This is a genomic window from Coprobacter tertius (genome assembly GCF_024330105.1).
GTDB classification, from domain to species: Bacteria; Bacteroidota; Bacteroidia; order Bacteroidales; family Coprobacteraceae; genus Coprobacter; species Coprobacter tertius.
The window spans coordinates 1-16393 of record NZ_JANDHW010000011.1; the positions used below are offsets into that span (position 1 = coordinate 1).

The 16393-nt window shown below is 41.0% G+C and carries 14 protein-coding genes; 3 read left to right on the forward strand and 11 right to left on the reverse strand.

The annotated features are described in order from the left end of the window. Window positions 1-158: 158 nt before the first annotated feature. Genes NMU02_RS10575 through mtaB form a run of 3 tightly spaced genes read right to left on the reverse strand, consistent with a single transcriptional unit; the run spans window position 159 to window position 3415 of the window. On the reverse strand, window positions 159-1151 hold the full coding sequence (locus NMU02_RS10575; protein ID WP_255027858.1) for a glycosyltransferase family 2 protein: 993 nt from the start codon (window positions 1149-1151) through the stop codon (window positions 159-161). A gap of 11 nt (window positions 1152-1162) precedes the next feature. Beyond that, on the reverse strand, window positions 1163-2083 hold the full coding sequence (locus NMU02_RS10580; protein ID WP_255027859.1) for a lysophospholipid acyltransferase family protein: 921 nt from the start codon (window positions 2081-2083) through the stop codon (window positions 1163-1165). 9 nt (window positions 2084-2092) lie between these two features. Beyond that, a complete protein-coding gene (gene mtaB / locus NMU02_RS10585) occupies window positions 2093-3415 on the reverse strand; it encodes a tRNA (N(6)-L-threonylcarbamoyladenosine(37)-C(2))-methylthiotransferase MtaB (RefSeq protein ID WP_255027861.1) in 1323 nt (440 codons plus the stop codon). Window positions 3416-3568: 153 nt separating this feature from the next. Between mtaB and NMU02_RS10590 the strand changes: the two genes are divergently transcribed. After that, a complete protein-coding gene (locus NMU02_RS10590) occupies window positions 3569-5230 on the forward strand; it encodes an AMP-binding protein (protein WP_255027862.1) in 1662 nt (553 codons plus the stop codon). Between the two features lie 143 nt (window positions 5231-5373). Next, window positions 5374-5574: a PG1828 family lipoprotein gene (locus tag NMU02_RS10595; RefSeq protein WP_255027864.1), complete on the forward strand. Its 201-nt coding sequence runs from the start codon at window positions 5374-5376 to the stop codon at window positions 5572-5574. Window positions 5575-5770: 196 nt separating this feature from the next. Here the strand turns inward: NMU02_RS10595 and NMU02_RS10600 are convergent, their stop codons facing one another. The 3 genes from NMU02_RS10600 to NMU02_RS10610 form a co-directional block, all read right to left on the reverse strand. Then, window positions 5771-7477, reverse strand: a complete 1707-nt coding sequence (locus NMU02_RS10600; protein WP_255027865.1) for a SusD/RagB family nutrient-binding outer membrane lipoprotein — start codon at window positions 7475-7477, stop codon at window positions 5771-5773. A gap of 12 nt (window positions 7478-7489) precedes the next feature. Beyond that, entirely contained in the window at window positions 7490-10630 is a 3141-nt protein-coding gene (locus NMU02_RS10605) for a SusC/RagA family TonB-linked outer membrane protein (protein WP_255027866.1), read from the reverse strand. Window positions 10631-11052: 422 nt separating this feature from the next. Further along, window positions 11053-11286, reverse strand: coding sequence for a hypothetical protein (locus NMU02_RS10610; protein WP_255027867.1), 234 nt, complete (start codon window positions 11284-11286; stop codon window positions 11053-11055). Between the two features lie 156 nt (window positions 11287-11442). Between NMU02_RS10610 and NMU02_RS10615 the strand changes: the two genes are divergently transcribed. Then, window positions 11443-12033, forward strand: coding sequence for an RNA polymerase sigma-70 factor (locus tag NMU02_RS10615; RefSeq protein WP_255027868.1), 591 nt, complete (start codon window positions 11443-11445; stop codon window positions 12031-12033). A gap of 52 nt (window positions 12034-12085) precedes the next feature. On the opposite strand, the gene der is transcribed toward NMU02_RS10615, so the two are convergent. The 5 genes from der to NMU02_RS10640 all read right to left on the reverse strand — a co-directional run bounded on the left by der (window position 12086) and on the right by NMU02_RS10640 (window position 16377). Next, window positions 12086-13399, reverse strand: a complete 1314-nt coding sequence (der, locus tag NMU02_RS10620; RefSeq protein WP_255027869.1) for a ribosome biogenesis GTPase Der — start codon at window positions 13397-13399, stop codon at window positions 12086-12088. Window positions 13400-13468: 69 nt separating this feature from the next. After that, window positions 13469-14353 carry a GTPase Era gene (gene era, locus NMU02_RS10625; RefSeq protein WP_255027870.1) on the reverse strand — a complete coding sequence of 295 codons (885 nt, stop codon included), beginning with the start codon at window positions 14351-14353 and terminating at the stop codon, window positions 13469-13471. A gap of 159 nt (window positions 14354-14512) precedes the next feature. Continuing rightward, window positions 14513-15505, reverse strand: a complete 993-nt coding sequence (locus NMU02_RS10630) for a beta-ketoacyl-ACP synthase III (RefSeq protein ID WP_255027871.1) — start codon at window positions 15503-15505, stop codon at window positions 14513-14515. 92 nt (window positions 15506-15597) lie between these two features. Beyond that, entirely contained in the window at window positions 15598-15783 is a 186-nt protein-coding gene (gene rpmF / locus NMU02_RS10635) for a 50S ribosomal protein L32 (RefSeq protein ID WP_255027872.1), read from the reverse strand. A gap of 12 nt (window positions 15784-15795) precedes the next feature. Next, complete coding sequence (locus NMU02_RS10640; RefSeq protein ID WP_255027874.1) at window positions 15796-16377, reverse strand: YceD family protein; 582 nt, start codon at window positions 16375-16377, stop codon at window positions 15796-15798. Window positions 16378-16393: the final 16 nt, after the last annotated feature.

A 16393-nucleotide genomic window follows, 5' to 3' on the forward strand; every position in this document is an offset into this window, starting at 1 on the left:
CGGCTTTACTTCCTTTATTTTTTTTATCTGCGCTCTCTGATAGAAATCCTATTTTCCTGGATTATCATTCGACCGTTTACTTTTCAAAAAAAAAGAGCCTGTAATGTTTACTGGATGCAAAAAATCCTGATTATGCCTTTTAATAGTCTCGGGGAGAATTAGTACACTTTTTTTCGTTTTAAGAAATAGTCGATAGTGATATTTCTATTTGTCTGGGGAAAAACTCTTAATAGGTTTTTCTGGGGATGGCGGGTATATTTTTTCCTGTCTTGGCGAAAATCACAATGAGCTTTCCATATCGCTTTTACATTTTTCCATTCTCCTTTCAGTAAGAACATCAACATAGCGGCAGTGTCCCATAAGCGACGTGTAAAAAGCAATTTCCGACCTTCTTTAACCGGAAGATTTTTGTGAAGCATTAAGAGATTGTTTCTAAAATTCAGATACGTCTTTCGGGGATTCGAAGTATCGAGAGTTGCCCCTCCGAGATGATAAACGATGCTGTCGGGAACTGTTACGATACGTTTTCCTAAAAGATGTATTCTCCAGCAAAGATCTATTTCTTCCATGTGGGCGAAGAAAAACGGATCGAGACCTCCGGCTTCTATATAAATTTCTCGTCGAATAAACAGGCATGCTCCGGTAGCCCAGAAAATATCGGTAACTGTGTCGTATTGTCCATTGTCTTCTTCAACCGTATCGAATATGCGTCCCCGACAAAAAGGATAGCCTAATCGATCGATATAGCCCCCGGCCGCACCGGCATATTCAAAATAATTTTTATTACGAACAGCATGTAATTTGGGTTGACAAGCAGCAATATCGGAATGCTTATCCATGAATGCAACCATCGGTTCCAACCAATTTTCGGGAGTCTCAACGTCGGAATTTAGTAAAACGACATATTCTTCATCGAGCATAGACAAAGCCCGATTATACCCTTCGGCATATCCGTAATTTCGATCGAATGCAATGATTCTTACTTGCGGGAAATGTTGTCGCACCCATTGTACGGAACCATCGTCGGAACCGTTATCGGCGACTACGACATCTGCCATTTCGGATGGGGTATTCCTGTAAACAGAGGGTAGGTACTCAGACATTAATTTGAGACCGTTCCAGTTTAATATGACGACAGCGACTTTTTTCAAAGTAAAAATCTTTAATGAGTTTTATGGATATGATGCAGCGCTTTATGTTTCCAACGTTTATGTGTCCAAAGCCAGTATTCGGGAGCTCTGTTTATGGTATTTTCCATCATACGGACATACTTTTCGGTGATCTGGAAATCTTCGGTTTTGTCAGGTTCCAATTCTACCTCGCGAATTGTTATTTTATAATAACCCCGTTTAACTTTTTCAACATCGAAATAAAAGACCTGAAAATTTACCTTACGTGCTATTTTCTCTACTCCAGTGAGAACCGGAGTATCCTGTCCTAAAAAAATTGTCCAGTAATGAATGTTAGCCGGTGAGGGTGTTTGGTCGGCCATAAACCCTGTTATCGAGGGCTTCCCGGAACGTTTAAACCGTATTATTTCTCGTAACGTATCTTGTTTGGGAATACAGTAGGAACCGAATCTGCTACGGAGTTTCAGGAAAAAACGGTCGAACCATTTATTGTTGAGTGGCCGGTATATCTGAGCTGAAACGACCGATGACGAGTTTTTCATCCATAATGTTACTGACGGTACCCATTCCCAGTTTCCGTAATGTCCTAAATAAACGAGGCAGGATTTACCTTCTGACGTCGCTTTGTCGAATTTATCGGTATCGAAGAAACGAGCTCTTTTTCTCATTTCATCATCGGAAATATGTAATAGCTTTATGGTCTCTACAATGTAGTCGCAAAAGTGATGGTAAAATGCTTTTTCCATACGTCGTATTTCTTTTATCTCTTTTTCGGGATACGAGTTTCTTATGTTCTCGAATACTATTTTTCGACGGTACCGAACGATATAATAAAGGGGATAAAATAAAATATCGGAGAATACATAAAGTATTTGCAACGGAAGAAGTGCGTGCAACCAGAAATAAAGGTAGAGCGGAGAATATAGGATATTTTCGACTGTTTCTTTTTTCATATAACCTTGTCAGTTTACGATTGAACAAAGTAAGGCATCTCCTGTTTCGTTGAAATCGCCTAAAACTACATGGCGTGTTTCATTTACCAGTGATTTATCATAAGGTAATTCTACCCGTATATAATTGTCGGTGAAGCCATGCATCGGCAATCCCTTCTTTGGATGTTCGAATAAGACAGGTCGTATTTTACCTTGTTGAGAACGATAGAATTCATGTAGTTTATCGACCGAGATATCGAGCATACGTCGACAACGTTCGTGTTTTTCTTCAGGAGAAACAACATGCTCTATTTTGAGTGCTTGCGTGCCGGGGCGTTCGGAGTAAGTAAATACATGCAATTGGGATATACCGAGGCTGGAAACGAAACGGTGCGCCTCCTCGAATAATGCTTCGGTCTCACCTCTAACTCCAACGATAAGATCAACACCTATAAATGCGTCGGGAATCGTTTGTTTTACTTTTTTAATTTTGTCAGCAAACAATGCGGTATCGTATCGGCGGTGCATGAGTTTGAGTACTTCATCGCTTCCCGACTGAAGCGGTATGTGAAAATGAGGTGCAAATCGATGCGAAATCGCGACATAATCGATTATTTCATCAGTAAGCAGATTCGGTTCAATCGATGATATCCGGTACCTTTCGATACCTGTTACCTGATCGAGAGCTTTTATGAGATCGAAAAACGTTTCGTTAGTAGATTGTCCGAAATCTCCGATGTTGACTCCGGTGAGTACGATTTCTTTTCCACCGTTTGCGACTACTTGTTTTGCCTGAGTTACCATGTCGGCTATAGATCCGTTACGGCTTCTTCCTCTTGCAAAGGGAATCGTACAGTATGTGCAGAAGTAATCGCATCCATCCTGTACTTTCAGAAAATAACGAGTACGGTCGCCACGTGAACACGAAGGACTGAAAGACTTGATATCGTTACTCTTTGTAGTAATGATCGTGCTTCCGTCATTTTTTTTATGCAAGTCACCGAGATAGTTGAGAATATTCAGTTTTTGTTCGGCACCTAATACCAGATCGACTTCGGGGATATGAGTTATTTCTTCGGGTTTTAATTGGGCATAACAACCGGTGACGACAATAAATGCGTCGGGATGTTGCCTAGCGATACGCCGTATTGTCTGGCGACACTTTTTGTCGGCCAGTTCGGTTACCGAACAGGTATTGACAATGCAAATATCCGCTTTTTCTCCCGGATGAATTTTACGTATCCCGTTTTCTTCGAGTATTTTGCCGATGGTTGAAGTTTCGGCAAAATTAAGTTTGCACCCCAAGGTATAATAGGCAGCCGTTTTGTTCTCGAATATATTATTATCTGTCATTTATTGATGTAAAGGATCGATTATATGAAAACACAAAGTTAGTGATTTTAGCTTATATTACTTCTTTTCATAACATTCCTTTGGGATATTATATGAGAAATTACAATCTTAATGGTTATATTTGTAATAGTAACCTAAATTTGTAACATACATATGGTAGGGGAGAATTTTATTAAGATTTACGAGAAAGGTTTTAAAGAGAGTTGGGACTTTCCCGCTCTCACCGATTATAATACGCGGGAAACCTTTACGTATCGCCAGGTAGCTGAAGAAATCGCTCGATTGCATATTTTGTATCAGCGTTGCCAGATACGGCGGGGTGATAAAATTGCTATCGTAGGTCGTAATACACCGCGATGGTGTATCGCATTTATGTCGGTAATAACTTATGGAGGTATTGTCGTTCCCATATTGCAAGATTTCAATGCGAATGATATACATCATATTGTCAATCATTCCGATTCGGTTCTTTTATTTCTCGGTGATCTTATTTGGGAGAATGTCGAAGTAGAAAAACTCGGACATTTACGAGCTGCGATTTCTCTATCGGATTTCAGTTGTCTCGATCAGCGCGATGGTGAAAAAATCGCAAAAGACCTTACCGATATCGATCGATATTTTAAAGCGAAATACCCAAAAGGCTTTGCTCCCGATGATGTAAAATATGCCGATTTAGATAATGATAAAGTCGTCTTGATAAATTATACGTCGGGGACGACGGGATTCAGTAAGGGCGTTATGCTTACGGGTAATAATCTTGCCGGTAACGTGATGTTCGGTATCGATTCGGGTTTGCATTTCAGAGGAAGTAAATGTTTGTCATTCTTACCGCTGGCGCATGCTTACGGTTGTGCTTTCGATTTGCTGGTACCGTTAGCTGTAGGTACTCATATCACTTTACTGGGAAAAATTCCTTCACCCAAAATTTTGTTGAAGGCGCTGGAAGAAGTAAAGCCCAATCTCATTATTTGTGTTCCGCTTATTCTCGAAAAGATATATCGAAAGCAAATTATGCCTATGTTGAATAAACGGTCGTTGAAGTGGGCATTAAATGTGCCTATCCTCGATAGTCAGATTTATTCGCAGGTACGGAAAAAACTTGTCGATGCTTTTGGTGGCCGTTTCGAACAGGTCATCGTAGGGGGTGCCCCGCTTAACCAGGAAGTGGAGGCTTTTTTATATAAAATAAAATTTCCGTTCACCGTGGGTTACGGAATGACTGAATGCGGCCCTCTTATTAGTTATACTCATTATACTCAGTTTGTACCTACCTCCTCAGGGCGTATTCTGCAAGGTTATATGCAAGTGCGTATCGACTCGGATGATCCTTATAATATCCCTGGTGAGATTTGCGTAAAAGGTGAAAACGTAATGAAAGGTTATTATAAGAATCAGGATGCAACCGATGCTGTGCTCGATGCCGACGGTTGGCTACATACCGGGGATATGGGAACTATAAGCGAAGATGATACCATATTTATTAAAGGCCGATATAAAACGATGATTCTGGGTCCGAACGGGCAGAATATATATCCTGAAGCCATAGAGGCAAAATTGAATAATATGCCTTTTATCCTCGAGAGTCTCGTGGTAGAAAGAGATGGAAAACTCGTGGCGCTCGTGTATCCCGATTATGAAGCTGTAGATGATTACGGTATTGCGAATGAGGATCTGCCTGTAGCGATGGAAGAAATAAGAAAAAATCTGAATAAAGAAGTTGCTCCTTTTGAGAATATTACTTCGATTCAATTGTATCCGACAGAGTTCGAAAAAACACCTAAAAGAAGTATAAAAAGGTATCTTTATACTCGGTAAAAGAGGATTTTATCTTTACCTGAAAAAAAAATGAACTTTTTCGAAAAAAAAATCTGTTATAAAGCATAACATTAAAAAATAATGCATACCTTTGAGTCGTTTTTGAAGCAATAATTTATTGTTTTATATTTAATTTAAAGAAAATGAAAAAGTTAGTCTTGTTCTTCGCTGTTGCATTTGCTATGTCATTTGCAGCTTGTTCATCTAAAACTGGAGGCAACGCTTCTACATCTGATTCTGTAATGATCGACTCTGTATCTGTACAAGAAGAAGTTGTTGTTGATTCTGCAGCTACTGTTGACAGTGCCGCTGTTGTTGCCGACTCTGCTGTTGTAGCTGAGTAATTTGAGCGAAGATAACAAAAAAAGGATGTTGATAGAGTGGTTCCGGGAGGGAGCTGCTCTATTCTTTTTTAACATAAAATGATCGAATCCTTGTCAACATGTGAGATATAATGTTTTTAAAGATATAGGATTTTTAAATTTTAAATAACAAAAAAAGCTGTAGATATCTACAGCTTTTTTTATTATTCGGATAGAATCAGAAATTTCCTTTGTCGGCACGATCCCACCAAACTCGTGTACCTCCTTTATCGCCACTGAATTCCGAATCGGAATTTTCCTGATTCAATAATTCAATTCCTTTCAGTAATTCAGCTTCATTGGTATTGTATTCGTTACCGCCGTAGATTGAGCGACGTATCTGTTTGTCGGTATTTACAGCGCCATTGCTCTCATTAAACTTAACGGGGAAAAGTTTCGGGTATCCGGTACGGCGATATTCGGCCCATGCTTCATTTGATAAGGGGAATAGCGCCAACCATTTTTGCGTAATAATACGTTGCAATTTTTCTTCGTTCGATGCCCCTTCGTCCCATTTTACACCGAGAGTATTTAATGCATTTATGCTAAGATTGTCATCCACGGGATCCACATAATTATCCTGGCCTGTAGTGCCGTTGATATAATCGGTAACCGCGCTTGGAGGATATGCGGTAATACCGGCATAAGAACCTCGGTATTTGAGTTCGTTATTTAAAGATACTTTGATACCTTCATTGTACAGATCTCCTGCCGTACCTCCCATATTCCAGCCTCTCAGGGCTCCTTCTGCCCGTAAGAAATAGGCCTCGGCTACTTTCATAATGGGTAACGGCATGGTATATGACGATGCCGGTAACCATCCCGAGAAGTTGCTCCACGGATTTGGTTTGGGGGGTAATCCACTGCCTATACGTATTCCCAAATATTTTGTTCCTTTTTCAACCAGAGTATCTGATTTTTGGTACTTTCCGGTATCCGGATCAGGCTTTGCGTCGAGTTTCATGACCGCATTTATATTTTTCGTCATGTATAGGGGTAGTCTCGGGTCTTTAAATCCTGTCATCATCGTTACCAAGCTGGCATTAAAGCGGCAATCTCCCCAGTCGAACATCAGCCAGAGTTCGTTTTCGAGATTCTTGTTTATCGTAATATCCCCGTCGGCACTGGTAAGTACGCCGTCGGTTACTGCTTCTACCGCTTTTGTTTCGGCTATTTGAGGTTTTACTTTCACGATACGCATGGCCAATCTCAGTTTCAATGTATTCGCCACTTTTAACCACAGGTCTTTATTTCCACCGCACCAATAATCTGCAGCTTTTAAAATACCTAATTCTTCGGTTGAAGTGGTGGCTTTTATATCGGCGATGGCTTTATCGATGTCGGTAAACATACTGTTATAAATATCTTCCTGCTTATCGTACGGGAAAGTCGATGTGGAAGGCGTCTGGTTAATTACCGACGAATACGCGATGGGACCGTAGGTATCGGTCATCATCTGAGTTCCGTATGCTTGTACGATGCGCATGACACCGGCCAGACCGTTATATCCTTGCTGTTCACACGATTTTATCAGGCGGGAAGTATTGTTTAAGATATATAAATAATATACTTCGCCCATACCGCCGCTGTGTCCTCTGTTTTCTCCGTAATCGCCGTTTGTAAAGTTTCCGTTCGGCGTCATGAAATACCCACCGTAGTAATCGATACTCAGGTTGGTCCAAAACTGAAAACGGTTTTGTTGCGGCGGGTAACAATAGGTCATAGGAGTCATAAACTGCGAACTGAACGGCAGATCGTCGGGATCTACTTGAACCTTATTGGTATTCATGTCTTCGAAATCGTCGGTGCAACCGGTCAGGATACTGCTGCCGCCAATGGCAAAAACGAGCAGAAGCGTATATCGGAGGATTTTATTTCTTTTCATGATTTATCGATATTAAAAGTTTAATTTTATATTAAGTCCGAAGCTGCGGGAGGTAGGAAGCGAGAACATATCCACTCCCTGCATACCGTTAAGAGTACTGGCCGAAATATCGGGATCCATGGGCGCTTTTTTATAGAAGAAAAAGAGGTTTCTTCCGATAATAGCCGCGGTGAGGTTCTTTCCTATACCGAAAAGATTACGGAAGGTGTAACCGAACGACATTTCTCTCAACCGAATATTTGTCGCGTCATATACATAATTCTCTACGGCATAAGGACTGTTGAAATTGGTATTGCCGGTGGTACTGTAGTATTTCTGCGGATCGAATGTAACACCATCGACGGTAACTCCACCGTTATCGCGGGCGTCACCCGAACGTTTGGATACACCCCAGCCGTCTAATGTGGCTTCGGTCATACTGAGTACTTTACCCCCGAATTTCGCGTCGATTAAGAACGAAAGGGTAAAATCTTTGTAGCGGAACGTATTGTTCCAACCCATGTTAACTTTCGCGTTCATATTACCCACATATTTCAGGTCGGCTGTCGCGTCGCCACCCAGAATGGGCTCGCCTTTATCGTTCATCAACGGTTTACCGTTTTCGTCGCGCTTCAGTTGTCTCACGTATAAGTCGCCATAGCTTCCTCCTTCGGTGAGTCGTACACTGGCTCCCCCGAAATTCTTTATTTCCAGTCCGTTGGGCAGTTCATCTACCAGTTCTATGATTTTATTATCGTTATAAGAGAAATTCAGGTCGGTACTCCAACTGAAATTGGGGGTAAACTGAGATATCCATCCTGCAGTCGCTTCAACCCCTTGGTTCTGTACATTTCCAGCGTTTACGTACCGGCTGCGAAGTCCGGTTTCGAAAGGCGCTGAAACAGCGAAGAATTGGTTTCGGGTATTACTCTTATAATAAGTAAAGCTTACATTAAGCCGGTAATCGAGGAAGGTACCGTCGAACCCGACTTCGAAAGAGTTTGTTTTTTCGGGTTTCAATGTTTTAAAGGGAGCTTTTTCGGGAGGCGTTAGCTCACCATTGGCGCCGAGGGTATATAACAGGTTGGTTACATACAGGGGGACATCGTTACCTACGATAGAATAAGAGGCTCTGAATTTCACGAGGTCTACCTTTTCTCCCATATCGACAAATTTATTGAGCAGAAAACTTCCTCCTACCGACGGGTAGAAGAAGGATACGTCGTCGGTAAATGCAAGTGTCGAAGACCAGTCGTTACGGGCCGTAAGATCGAGGAATAATCCGTCGTGATACCCGATTTGCGCTGTGGCGAATACCGAATTAATGCGTTTTTTGGTCTGCCATTTTTCTCCGATCCGGGCTATATTGCTATAGTAGTTGTTGGGAGTAAAGATATTTGGGTAGTAAATATTTCCGCTGGGTTTTCCATCGTTCATCTGGAATTGCGAACCTTCTCCCCACAATTCGTTAAAGACGGTTTGGGTTTGTGTAAAACTCGATCCTGCGGTTGCCGACAGAGAGATTTCATTGAATTTATGACTGTAATTTACCAGCACGTCTCCGTATAATTGTTCGCTCGAAGAACGATTGTCTTTCATGCGTCCCATCGGATAGAGGTTTCCGACGCTCGACGCATAAGCGTTGTGTACGAAATGCTCGTCTCCTTTTTCGTATTTGAGGCGTCCCCCGATGTTCAGGTCTTTGGTAATATCCCACGTAACCGATCCGCCGAATTCGTAGCGGTTACGATCCGATATGGGAGTCATGCGATTAAGTACCCAGTAAGGATTACCGAATTGCTGCTGTCCCGTGTTTGTCCAGTTTTGTACTTTAATTCCTCGGGCAGGGTCGTATACCTCGTACTGGTTTTTATATCCGTTCCAGTCTTCACCTCGGGGGAAAAGATAGGCCCCGGTGAGGGGATTCCATAAATAACCCGATGCGGGTTGGTTTTTCACATGCTGGTTGACGTATTTCGCGTTAAAATCTACATGTATCTGTTTAAACAGATTGAAACCGACTTTAGAATTGAACGTATGGCTCATGTAGTTGTTTTCGGGAGTAATGCCGTTGGATGCCACGTTGGCGTAAGAAAAATAAGCTTGTATATTTTCGTTCCCTCCATTCAGGGCAATCGAGTTATTGGTTGTCACACCGGTACGGAAAAAATCTTTGAGGTAGTTGGGCGCTTTCGTATCGAGTTTGTCGCCCCAACTGTAGGTTCCGTTATTGCTTACTCCGTAACTATTCTGGAATTCGGGAAGTACCATCGGATTTTCGATCGTCGTGTTACTGGAAACATTGATGCTTACTTTCCCGGCTTGTGCCGATTTGGTTGTAATCATGATTGCTCCGTTAGCAGCAACAGCACCGTACAATGCTGCGGCAGAGGCACCTTTCAGTAATGTAATCGATGCGATGTCGTCGGGATTGATGGTCGACATAGCATCGCCTCCGTCCCTTTGTCCTCCGTAATTATTATCCACCTGCGTACCGGTTATATTCATCATGAGAGGTACACCGTCGACAACTACCAAGGGCTGGTTATTTCCGTTAATAGATTTGTTTCCCCGAAGTAATATTTTAGACGCACCTCCGGCGCCGGTGGAGTTCGGCGTAATGATTAGGCCCGCGCTTTTTCCTTGCAACGAGTTGATCATATTAATGCTTTTGATGTCGTTTACGTCTTTACCCCCGACAACATCAGCTGCATAGGCCAAGGTTTCCGATTTCCGTTTTATACCCATGGCTGTTACCACGACTTCACCGAGCTGCTTGTCGTCTTCGGTAAGTACGATCCGCAATTCGGATTGATTTTTAATCATGATATTTTGCGGTTTGTAACCGATAAAAGAGATTTTTAAAACATCGTTCGGTTTGACATTCAGGGTAAAATTACCGTTTATATCGGTATTTACTCCGGTTGTAGTACCAATTACCGAAACGTTAGCCCCGATCACGGGTTCTCCGTTACGATCGATTACAGTACCTTTAATTTCTCGGGTTTGCTGTATCGACTGAGATGCGTTTTCCCCCGTATCGGGTATCGTGCCGGTATTAGCAAATGCGGAAATGCTGCAAAAAAGGCAAAACAATATTGCCCCGAACTTAAACGATAACCATTTCCTTGAAACCGTTATCGCATAGGCATTCAGTAAGGTTTTCTTTTTCATAAAATTGTTGTTTAATTAAAAAGTGGCTGGTTTGGTTTATCATAGTTTTCTGAGGATATTATTTATTCATTAAATTTTGTGTTTCTGGCAGGTTAACAACTCTTTTCTTGTTTCATACAAGCGAACAATTCATCAAATTAAATAACGTTTGTCATGGATATTACCCGGCAAAGGATACCTCCTTTAATATATTACATTTCAGCTAATGAATATACTAACCGTAAATGAATATTTTTATTAAGCAGTATAGTGATTATGTGTAAAAACTACTTGAAAATAGGCAAAAGAGTGCATTGTTGCCCGATAAGAAATAGAAGGGTGGTAAATAATATTTTCTGTAGGAGTAAGGGGTGATTACAGATATATCTAAAATAATAACCGGATAGCAACAGATAAGCTATATCGCGATCGGAAAAAATCTTTTATTTTTTCGGATTGCGGTTTCTGATCTTTTTTTTCAATGCATTCAGAGCCGAAACAGTGTCTATTTTGTCCGTTGAAGCCGCATTGGTGGCGACGCGTAGTGTGAAATATAGCCGGTCGAGAATTTCTTTATTCTCTTTCGAGGCATAATACCATTCTTCGACCTTTTTTTTTGTCTCGTTATCTAAGGATCCGGTCAGGTATCCGGTCAGAATATTTTCATCTATTTTCATGTGTAAGAATCGAAAATCAATAAGCATAATAATGACAAAGATAGTAAAATCTAAAAATTATTTTTATCCTTTTTTACGAATAATTATTGTGCTATTTTTTTACTTATAATTAATATTTGATTTCTTTGAATTATATATGTGGATATTATATAAAATATGGATTTACAGCAAAAAGAGGATATAATAAATTATAACGAACCAATTATAAAGGCTATAAGAAGAGGCGACGAATCCTGTTTTGAGCTGATATACCGATTTTATTTTAAAGGATTATGCCTTTTTGCTAACAAATATGTGTCGTTGCATGAAGCCGAGGAGATTGTGCAGGATACCATGTTGTTTTTATGGGAGAACCGTTTGGATCTGAAACCAGAAATGTCTTTGAAGTCACTTTTATTTACAATTGTGAAAAATAAGGCTTTAAACCGACAAGCTCATGAATCGATGAAAAGCAAAGTGATGCAAGATATGATCGCTCGTTACGAGGAGATTTTCGACGACCCCGATTTTTATTTAGAAAATGAATTAATGGCTCTTTTTTCGAATGCTTTGAATAAAATGCCTAAAGAATTCAGGATTACATTCGACATGAATCGAATAGATGGCCTTACTCATAAGGAAATAGCGAGCCGGTTAAATATTTCTCCACAAACGGTAAATTACAGAATATGTCAGATCCTTAAGCGTTTACGTGAGGATCTTAAAGATTATCTGCCTTTTGTACTGTTATTCTTATTAAGTGTATAAATAAAAAGTCCCGAAATATTTTAACTCGGGACTTTTTTATTTATGGCATATTTTATTTTTCTCTCATAAAGATGTTTATAGGGGTTCCTGTAAAGTCCCATTTTTCTCTGATCTTGTTTTCGAGAAACCGCTTATACGGTTCTTTTACCCACTGAGGCAGATTGCAGAAAAATACGAATGTAGGTACATAAGAGCCTTTGATTTGGGTAATGTATTTTATCTTTACGTATTTTCCTTTGTGTGCAGGGGGAGGGAAATTCTCGATCAACGGGAGCATTTCTTCATTGAGTTTTGCTGTCGGGATATGGTTATGTCTGTTTTTATATACCATAGAAGCCATTTCGAGGACTTTGAAAATGCGCTGTTTGGTAAGGGCCGAAGTGTACACGATCGGGAAATCGACGAAGGGTGCGAAGCGTTCGCGAATCGCATCTTCGAATGTTTTAATCGCTTTATTCGATTTGTCTTCTACCAAATCCCATTTGTTTACGCATACAACCAGCCCTTTTTTGTTTTTTTGGATAAGAGAGAAAATATTCTGGTCCTGACTTTCGATACCTCGTGTGGCGTCTATCATAAGAATACACACGTCGGAACTTTCGATGGCCCTGATCGACCGGATAACAGAATAATATTCGATGTCTTCGGTTACTTTTCCCTTCTTGCGAATACCGGCAGTATCTACCAGATAAAAATCGAAACCGTATTTATTATATCTGGTAAAAATCGAATCCCGTGTCGTGCCGGCAATATCGGTAACAATATAGCGTTCTTCTCCGATAAAGGCATTGATGATCGATGATTTTCCGGCGTTAGGACGTCCTACTACGGCAATACGAGGGATATTTTCTTCGATGACTTCCTCTTCTTTTTCCGGGAATTTGGCAATGACTTCATCGAGCAAATCTCCGGTTCCGAATCCGTTTATGGCCGAAATACACCATGGGTCACCTAACCCGAGACGATAAAATTCAGCAGCATTGTATTGCAACTCATTGGTATCGGTCTTATTGGCAATAAGAAAGATCGGCTTTTTCGATTTCCTTAAAATTTCAGCTACATGATCGTCGAGATTGGTAGTTCCGGTCATGACATCTACTACAAAGAGTATAACATCGGCCTCGTCTATAGCAAGAGCCACTTGTTTATTTATTTCTTCTTCGAAAATATCTTCGGAGTTTACTACCCACCCGCCTGTATCGATGACCGAGAATTCTTTCCCACACCATTCTACTTTACCATACTGGCGATCTCGTGTTGTTCCCGATACTTCGTTGACAATCGCTTTCCGAGATTTTGTGAGACGATTAAAAAGTGTCGATTTTCCAACATTCGGACGTCCGACAATAGCTACAATATTTCCCATAATTTTTTTGTTATTAATTTTTTTGCGGCTGTCACAGCCGTGATGATCCGGGTTTCGGTAAGTCTATTTTTAGTCGAGCTTGTAACCGAAACTCTTCAATTTATTTTCTTTATTTCTCCAGTCTTTTTCTACTTTTACATACAGTTCGAGATATACATGTTTTTGGAAAAAGGCTTCGATGTCTTTTCGAGCGAGTGTACCTACCCGCTTAAGAGCGCTTCCTCCTTTCCCGATAATAATTCCTTTCTGCGAATCTCTTTCGACGTAAATAACGGCCATAATATGAATCGAATTTTCCTCTTCACGGAATTGTTCGATCACCACTTCTACGGCATAGGGTATTTCTTTTTCGTAAGTAAGCAATATTTTTTCCCGAATGATTTCGGTTACGAAAAAACGTGCCGGTTTGTCGGTAAGCGCATCTTTTTCGAAAAAAGGAGGGGAGGGCGGTAATAGTGTCTCGATTCGTTTCAGTAAATAGTCGAGGTTAAATTTATATTGTGCAGATACCGGAATGATCTCGGCATTTGGCAGTAATTCCGACCAATGGGCAACCAATTGTTCGAGTACCTGCTGGTCTTTTAACAAATCTATCTTATTTATTACGACTAAAACCGGTATGGTTTGTGCCGCCACTTTTTCGAGAAATGCCTTATTTTTTTCGGGAGACTCAACAACGTCGGTAACATACAATAAGATGTCGGCGTCTTTGAGTGCCGACTGGGAGAAGTTCAACATAGACTCCTGCAATTTGTAATTAGGCGACAGGACTCCGGGGGTATCGGAATACACGATCTGCATGTCGTCGGTATTAACGATACCCATAATTCGATGGCGGGTGGTTTGCGCTTTCGATGTGATAATCGAAATACGTTCGCCTACGAGGGAATTCATCAACGTCGATTTCCCTACGTTCGGGTTTCCCACAATATTTACAAAACCAGCTTTATGCATAATAAAAAGGTATTAATTCGTTAGTAGTCTTTCGGTAATAACAATATATTCAGATAAAAGATCGTTAAAATACCGTCAGCTAACAGGTAAAAAAATACGCTAAGCAGCGCAAAGAGATGACTCAGGCGTAACTTGGCGTATTAATTTTATCCGGGTACCTTATTTTTTATTGTATCCCCATTTCAGGAAAACTGCACCCCAAGTAAATCCGGCTCCGAAAGCTGCCAGAACGAGGTTGTCGCCTTTTTTGAATTTATCTTCCCATTCTGAAAGACAAAGGGGAATAGAAGCCGCGCTTGTATTTCCGTATTTTTCGATGTTAATAACGACTTTTTTAGGATCGATTTCTATACGTCCGGCGATGGCTTCGATAATTCTCGCATTGGCCTGATGAGGTATAAACCAATCTAATGTATTTACATCGAGATTATTACGTTTCATCACTTCGAGCGATGCTTCAAGCATGTCTGAAACCGCATGCTTATAAACGGCACGACCTTCCTGATACACATAGTGCTCCATATTGTCGATGCTTTCGTGCGTAGCGGGATATGCCGAACCTCCGGCCTTCATGATAAGATGAGGGAGCCCTATTCCGTCGGTACGAAAGACCGCGTCGATTACGCCTGTATCTTCGTCGGTCGGTTCCAGCAACACGGCTGCTGCTGCATCCCCGAAAAGCGGGCAGGTCGAGCGATCGGTGTAATTGGTCATCGATGACATCTTTTCGGCTGCCAAAACGATGACTTTTTTGTAAAGACCGCTTTTTACATACGCTGCGCCTGCCTGAAGGGCTACGATAAATCCTGCGCAAGCAGCCTGGATGTCATAACCGAAACAGTGTTTCAATCCTGATTTTTCGGCAATAATAGAGGCTGTCGACGGAAAGCGGTAATCCGGGTTCGAAGTTGCACAAATGACCAGTTCGATATCGTCGGCTTTTGTGCGGGTTTTTTCTAAAAGTTCGTTCACGGCGCGATACCCCAATTCCGAAGAACCCATTCCTTCGCCTTTAAGTATGCGTCGTTCTTTAATTCCAACACGTGTGGTGATCCATTCATCGTTGGTATCGACCATTTGCGACAACTCCTCGTTGGTCAGCACATAGTCGGGAACGTAAGAAGCCACCCCTGTAATAACTGCATTTTGCATAATTAAAACATAGCTGAGTTAAAAAAAATGCCCTAAAAATATGTCTTTAGGGCTTTGGGTTTATTTGCAATTTAATAATTCCCTAAAGGCTATTAAACAGCAGCTTCTTTTTCGATTGCTAATTTACCTCTGTAGTAACCGCATGTGCCACAAACAGTATGGTAAATATGCCATGCTCCACAATTCGGGCAGATTGCCATAGTAGGAGCTACAGCCTTGTCGTGAGTTCTTCTTTTGGCTGTTCTTGTCTTCGATTGTTTTCTTTTAGGATGTGCCATTTTCTTATTACTTTAATTATTATCTATTAATTTTTTGAGTTCGTCCCATCGCGGGTCTGTTTTATCATCGTCGGGAATATCTTCTTCTCCCTCTTCGAAAAGAGAGTCTCCGACTTCCTCGTCTTCTTCGTCATCGACGCTTCGGGTAGTGTGTTTTTTGAGTTTCGAACTCATTGTCTTGTTACATTTTCCGGCCGGATGAACATGCTTCAGAGGTATAGTGAGCGCAATAAACTCATACAAAAACCACGCGACGTTTATTTCACCTTCTGTTTCGGGTATGATGACGATATCGTCATTTTCTTCACTGTATTCTTTCCCGAATTTCACGAATATGCGTTCATGAGTGGAAACCGGTTGATCCATATAGTCGAGACATCGGTCACAGGGGATCTGTATTACCCCTTCGATCTCGAAATTCAACTCGAATGTGTTGACCGATTTTTTTACCGTCAATATAACATTTACTTTGCCTTTTTGTACTTCAGGACTATCTATATTCCTGAAGAACTGATCATCGAGTTGGTATTCATATTTTTGAGTACCTTCCGAAAGGCTCTTTAGCGGAATTTTATATAAATCAAATTTTCCCACTGCTTACAGTCGTTAA

Excerpts from the sequence above, each read along its gene's own strand:
- NMU02_RS10580 (WP_255027859.1), bottom strand. The coding sequence starts at position 2,083 with ATGAAAAAAGAAACAGTCGAAAATATCCTATATTCTCCGCTCTACCTT.
- NMU02_RS10605 (WP_255027866.1), bottom strand. The coding sequence starts at position 10,630 with ATGAAAAAGAAAACCTTACTGAATGCCTATGCGATAACGGTTTCAAGG.
- der (WP_255027869.1), bottom strand. The coding sequence starts at position 13,399 with ATGGGAAATATTGTAGCTATTGTCGGACGTCCGAATGTTGGAAAATCG.
- rpmF (WP_255027872.1), bottom strand. The coding sequence starts at position 15,783 with ATGGCACATCCTAAAAGAAAACAATCGAAGACAAGAACAGCCAAAAGA.
- NMU02_RS10615 (WP_255027868.1), top strand. The coding sequence starts at position 11,443 with ATGGATTTACAGCAAAAAGAGGATATAATAAATTATAACGAACCAATT.
- NMU02_RS10590 (WP_255027862.1), top strand. The coding sequence starts at position 3,569 with ATGGTAGGGGAGAATTTTATTAAGATTTACGAGAAAGGTTTTAAAGAG.
- NMU02_RS10630 (WP_255027871.1), bottom strand. The coding sequence starts at position 15,505 with ATGCAAAATGCAGTTATTACAGGGGTGGCTTCTTACGTTCCCGACTAT.
- era (WP_255027870.1), bottom strand. The coding sequence starts at position 14,353 with ATGCATAAAGCTGGTTTTGTAAATATTGTGGGAAACCCGAACGTAGGG.
- NMU02_RS10600 (WP_255027865.1), bottom strand. The coding sequence starts at position 7,477 with ATGAAAAGAAATAAAATCCTCCGATATACGCTTCTGCTCGTTTTTGCC.
- mtaB (WP_255027861.1), bottom strand. The coding sequence starts at position 3,415 with ATGACAGATAATAATATATTCGAGAACAAAACGGCTGCCTATTATACC.
- NMU02_RS10595 (WP_255027864.1), top strand. The coding sequence starts at position 5,374 with ATGAAAAAGTTAGTCTTGTTCTTCGCTGTTGCATTTGCTATGTCATTT.
- NMU02_RS10610 (WP_255027867.1), bottom strand. The coding sequence starts at position 11,286 with ATGAAAATAGATGAAAATATTCTGACCGGATACCTGACCGGATCCTTA.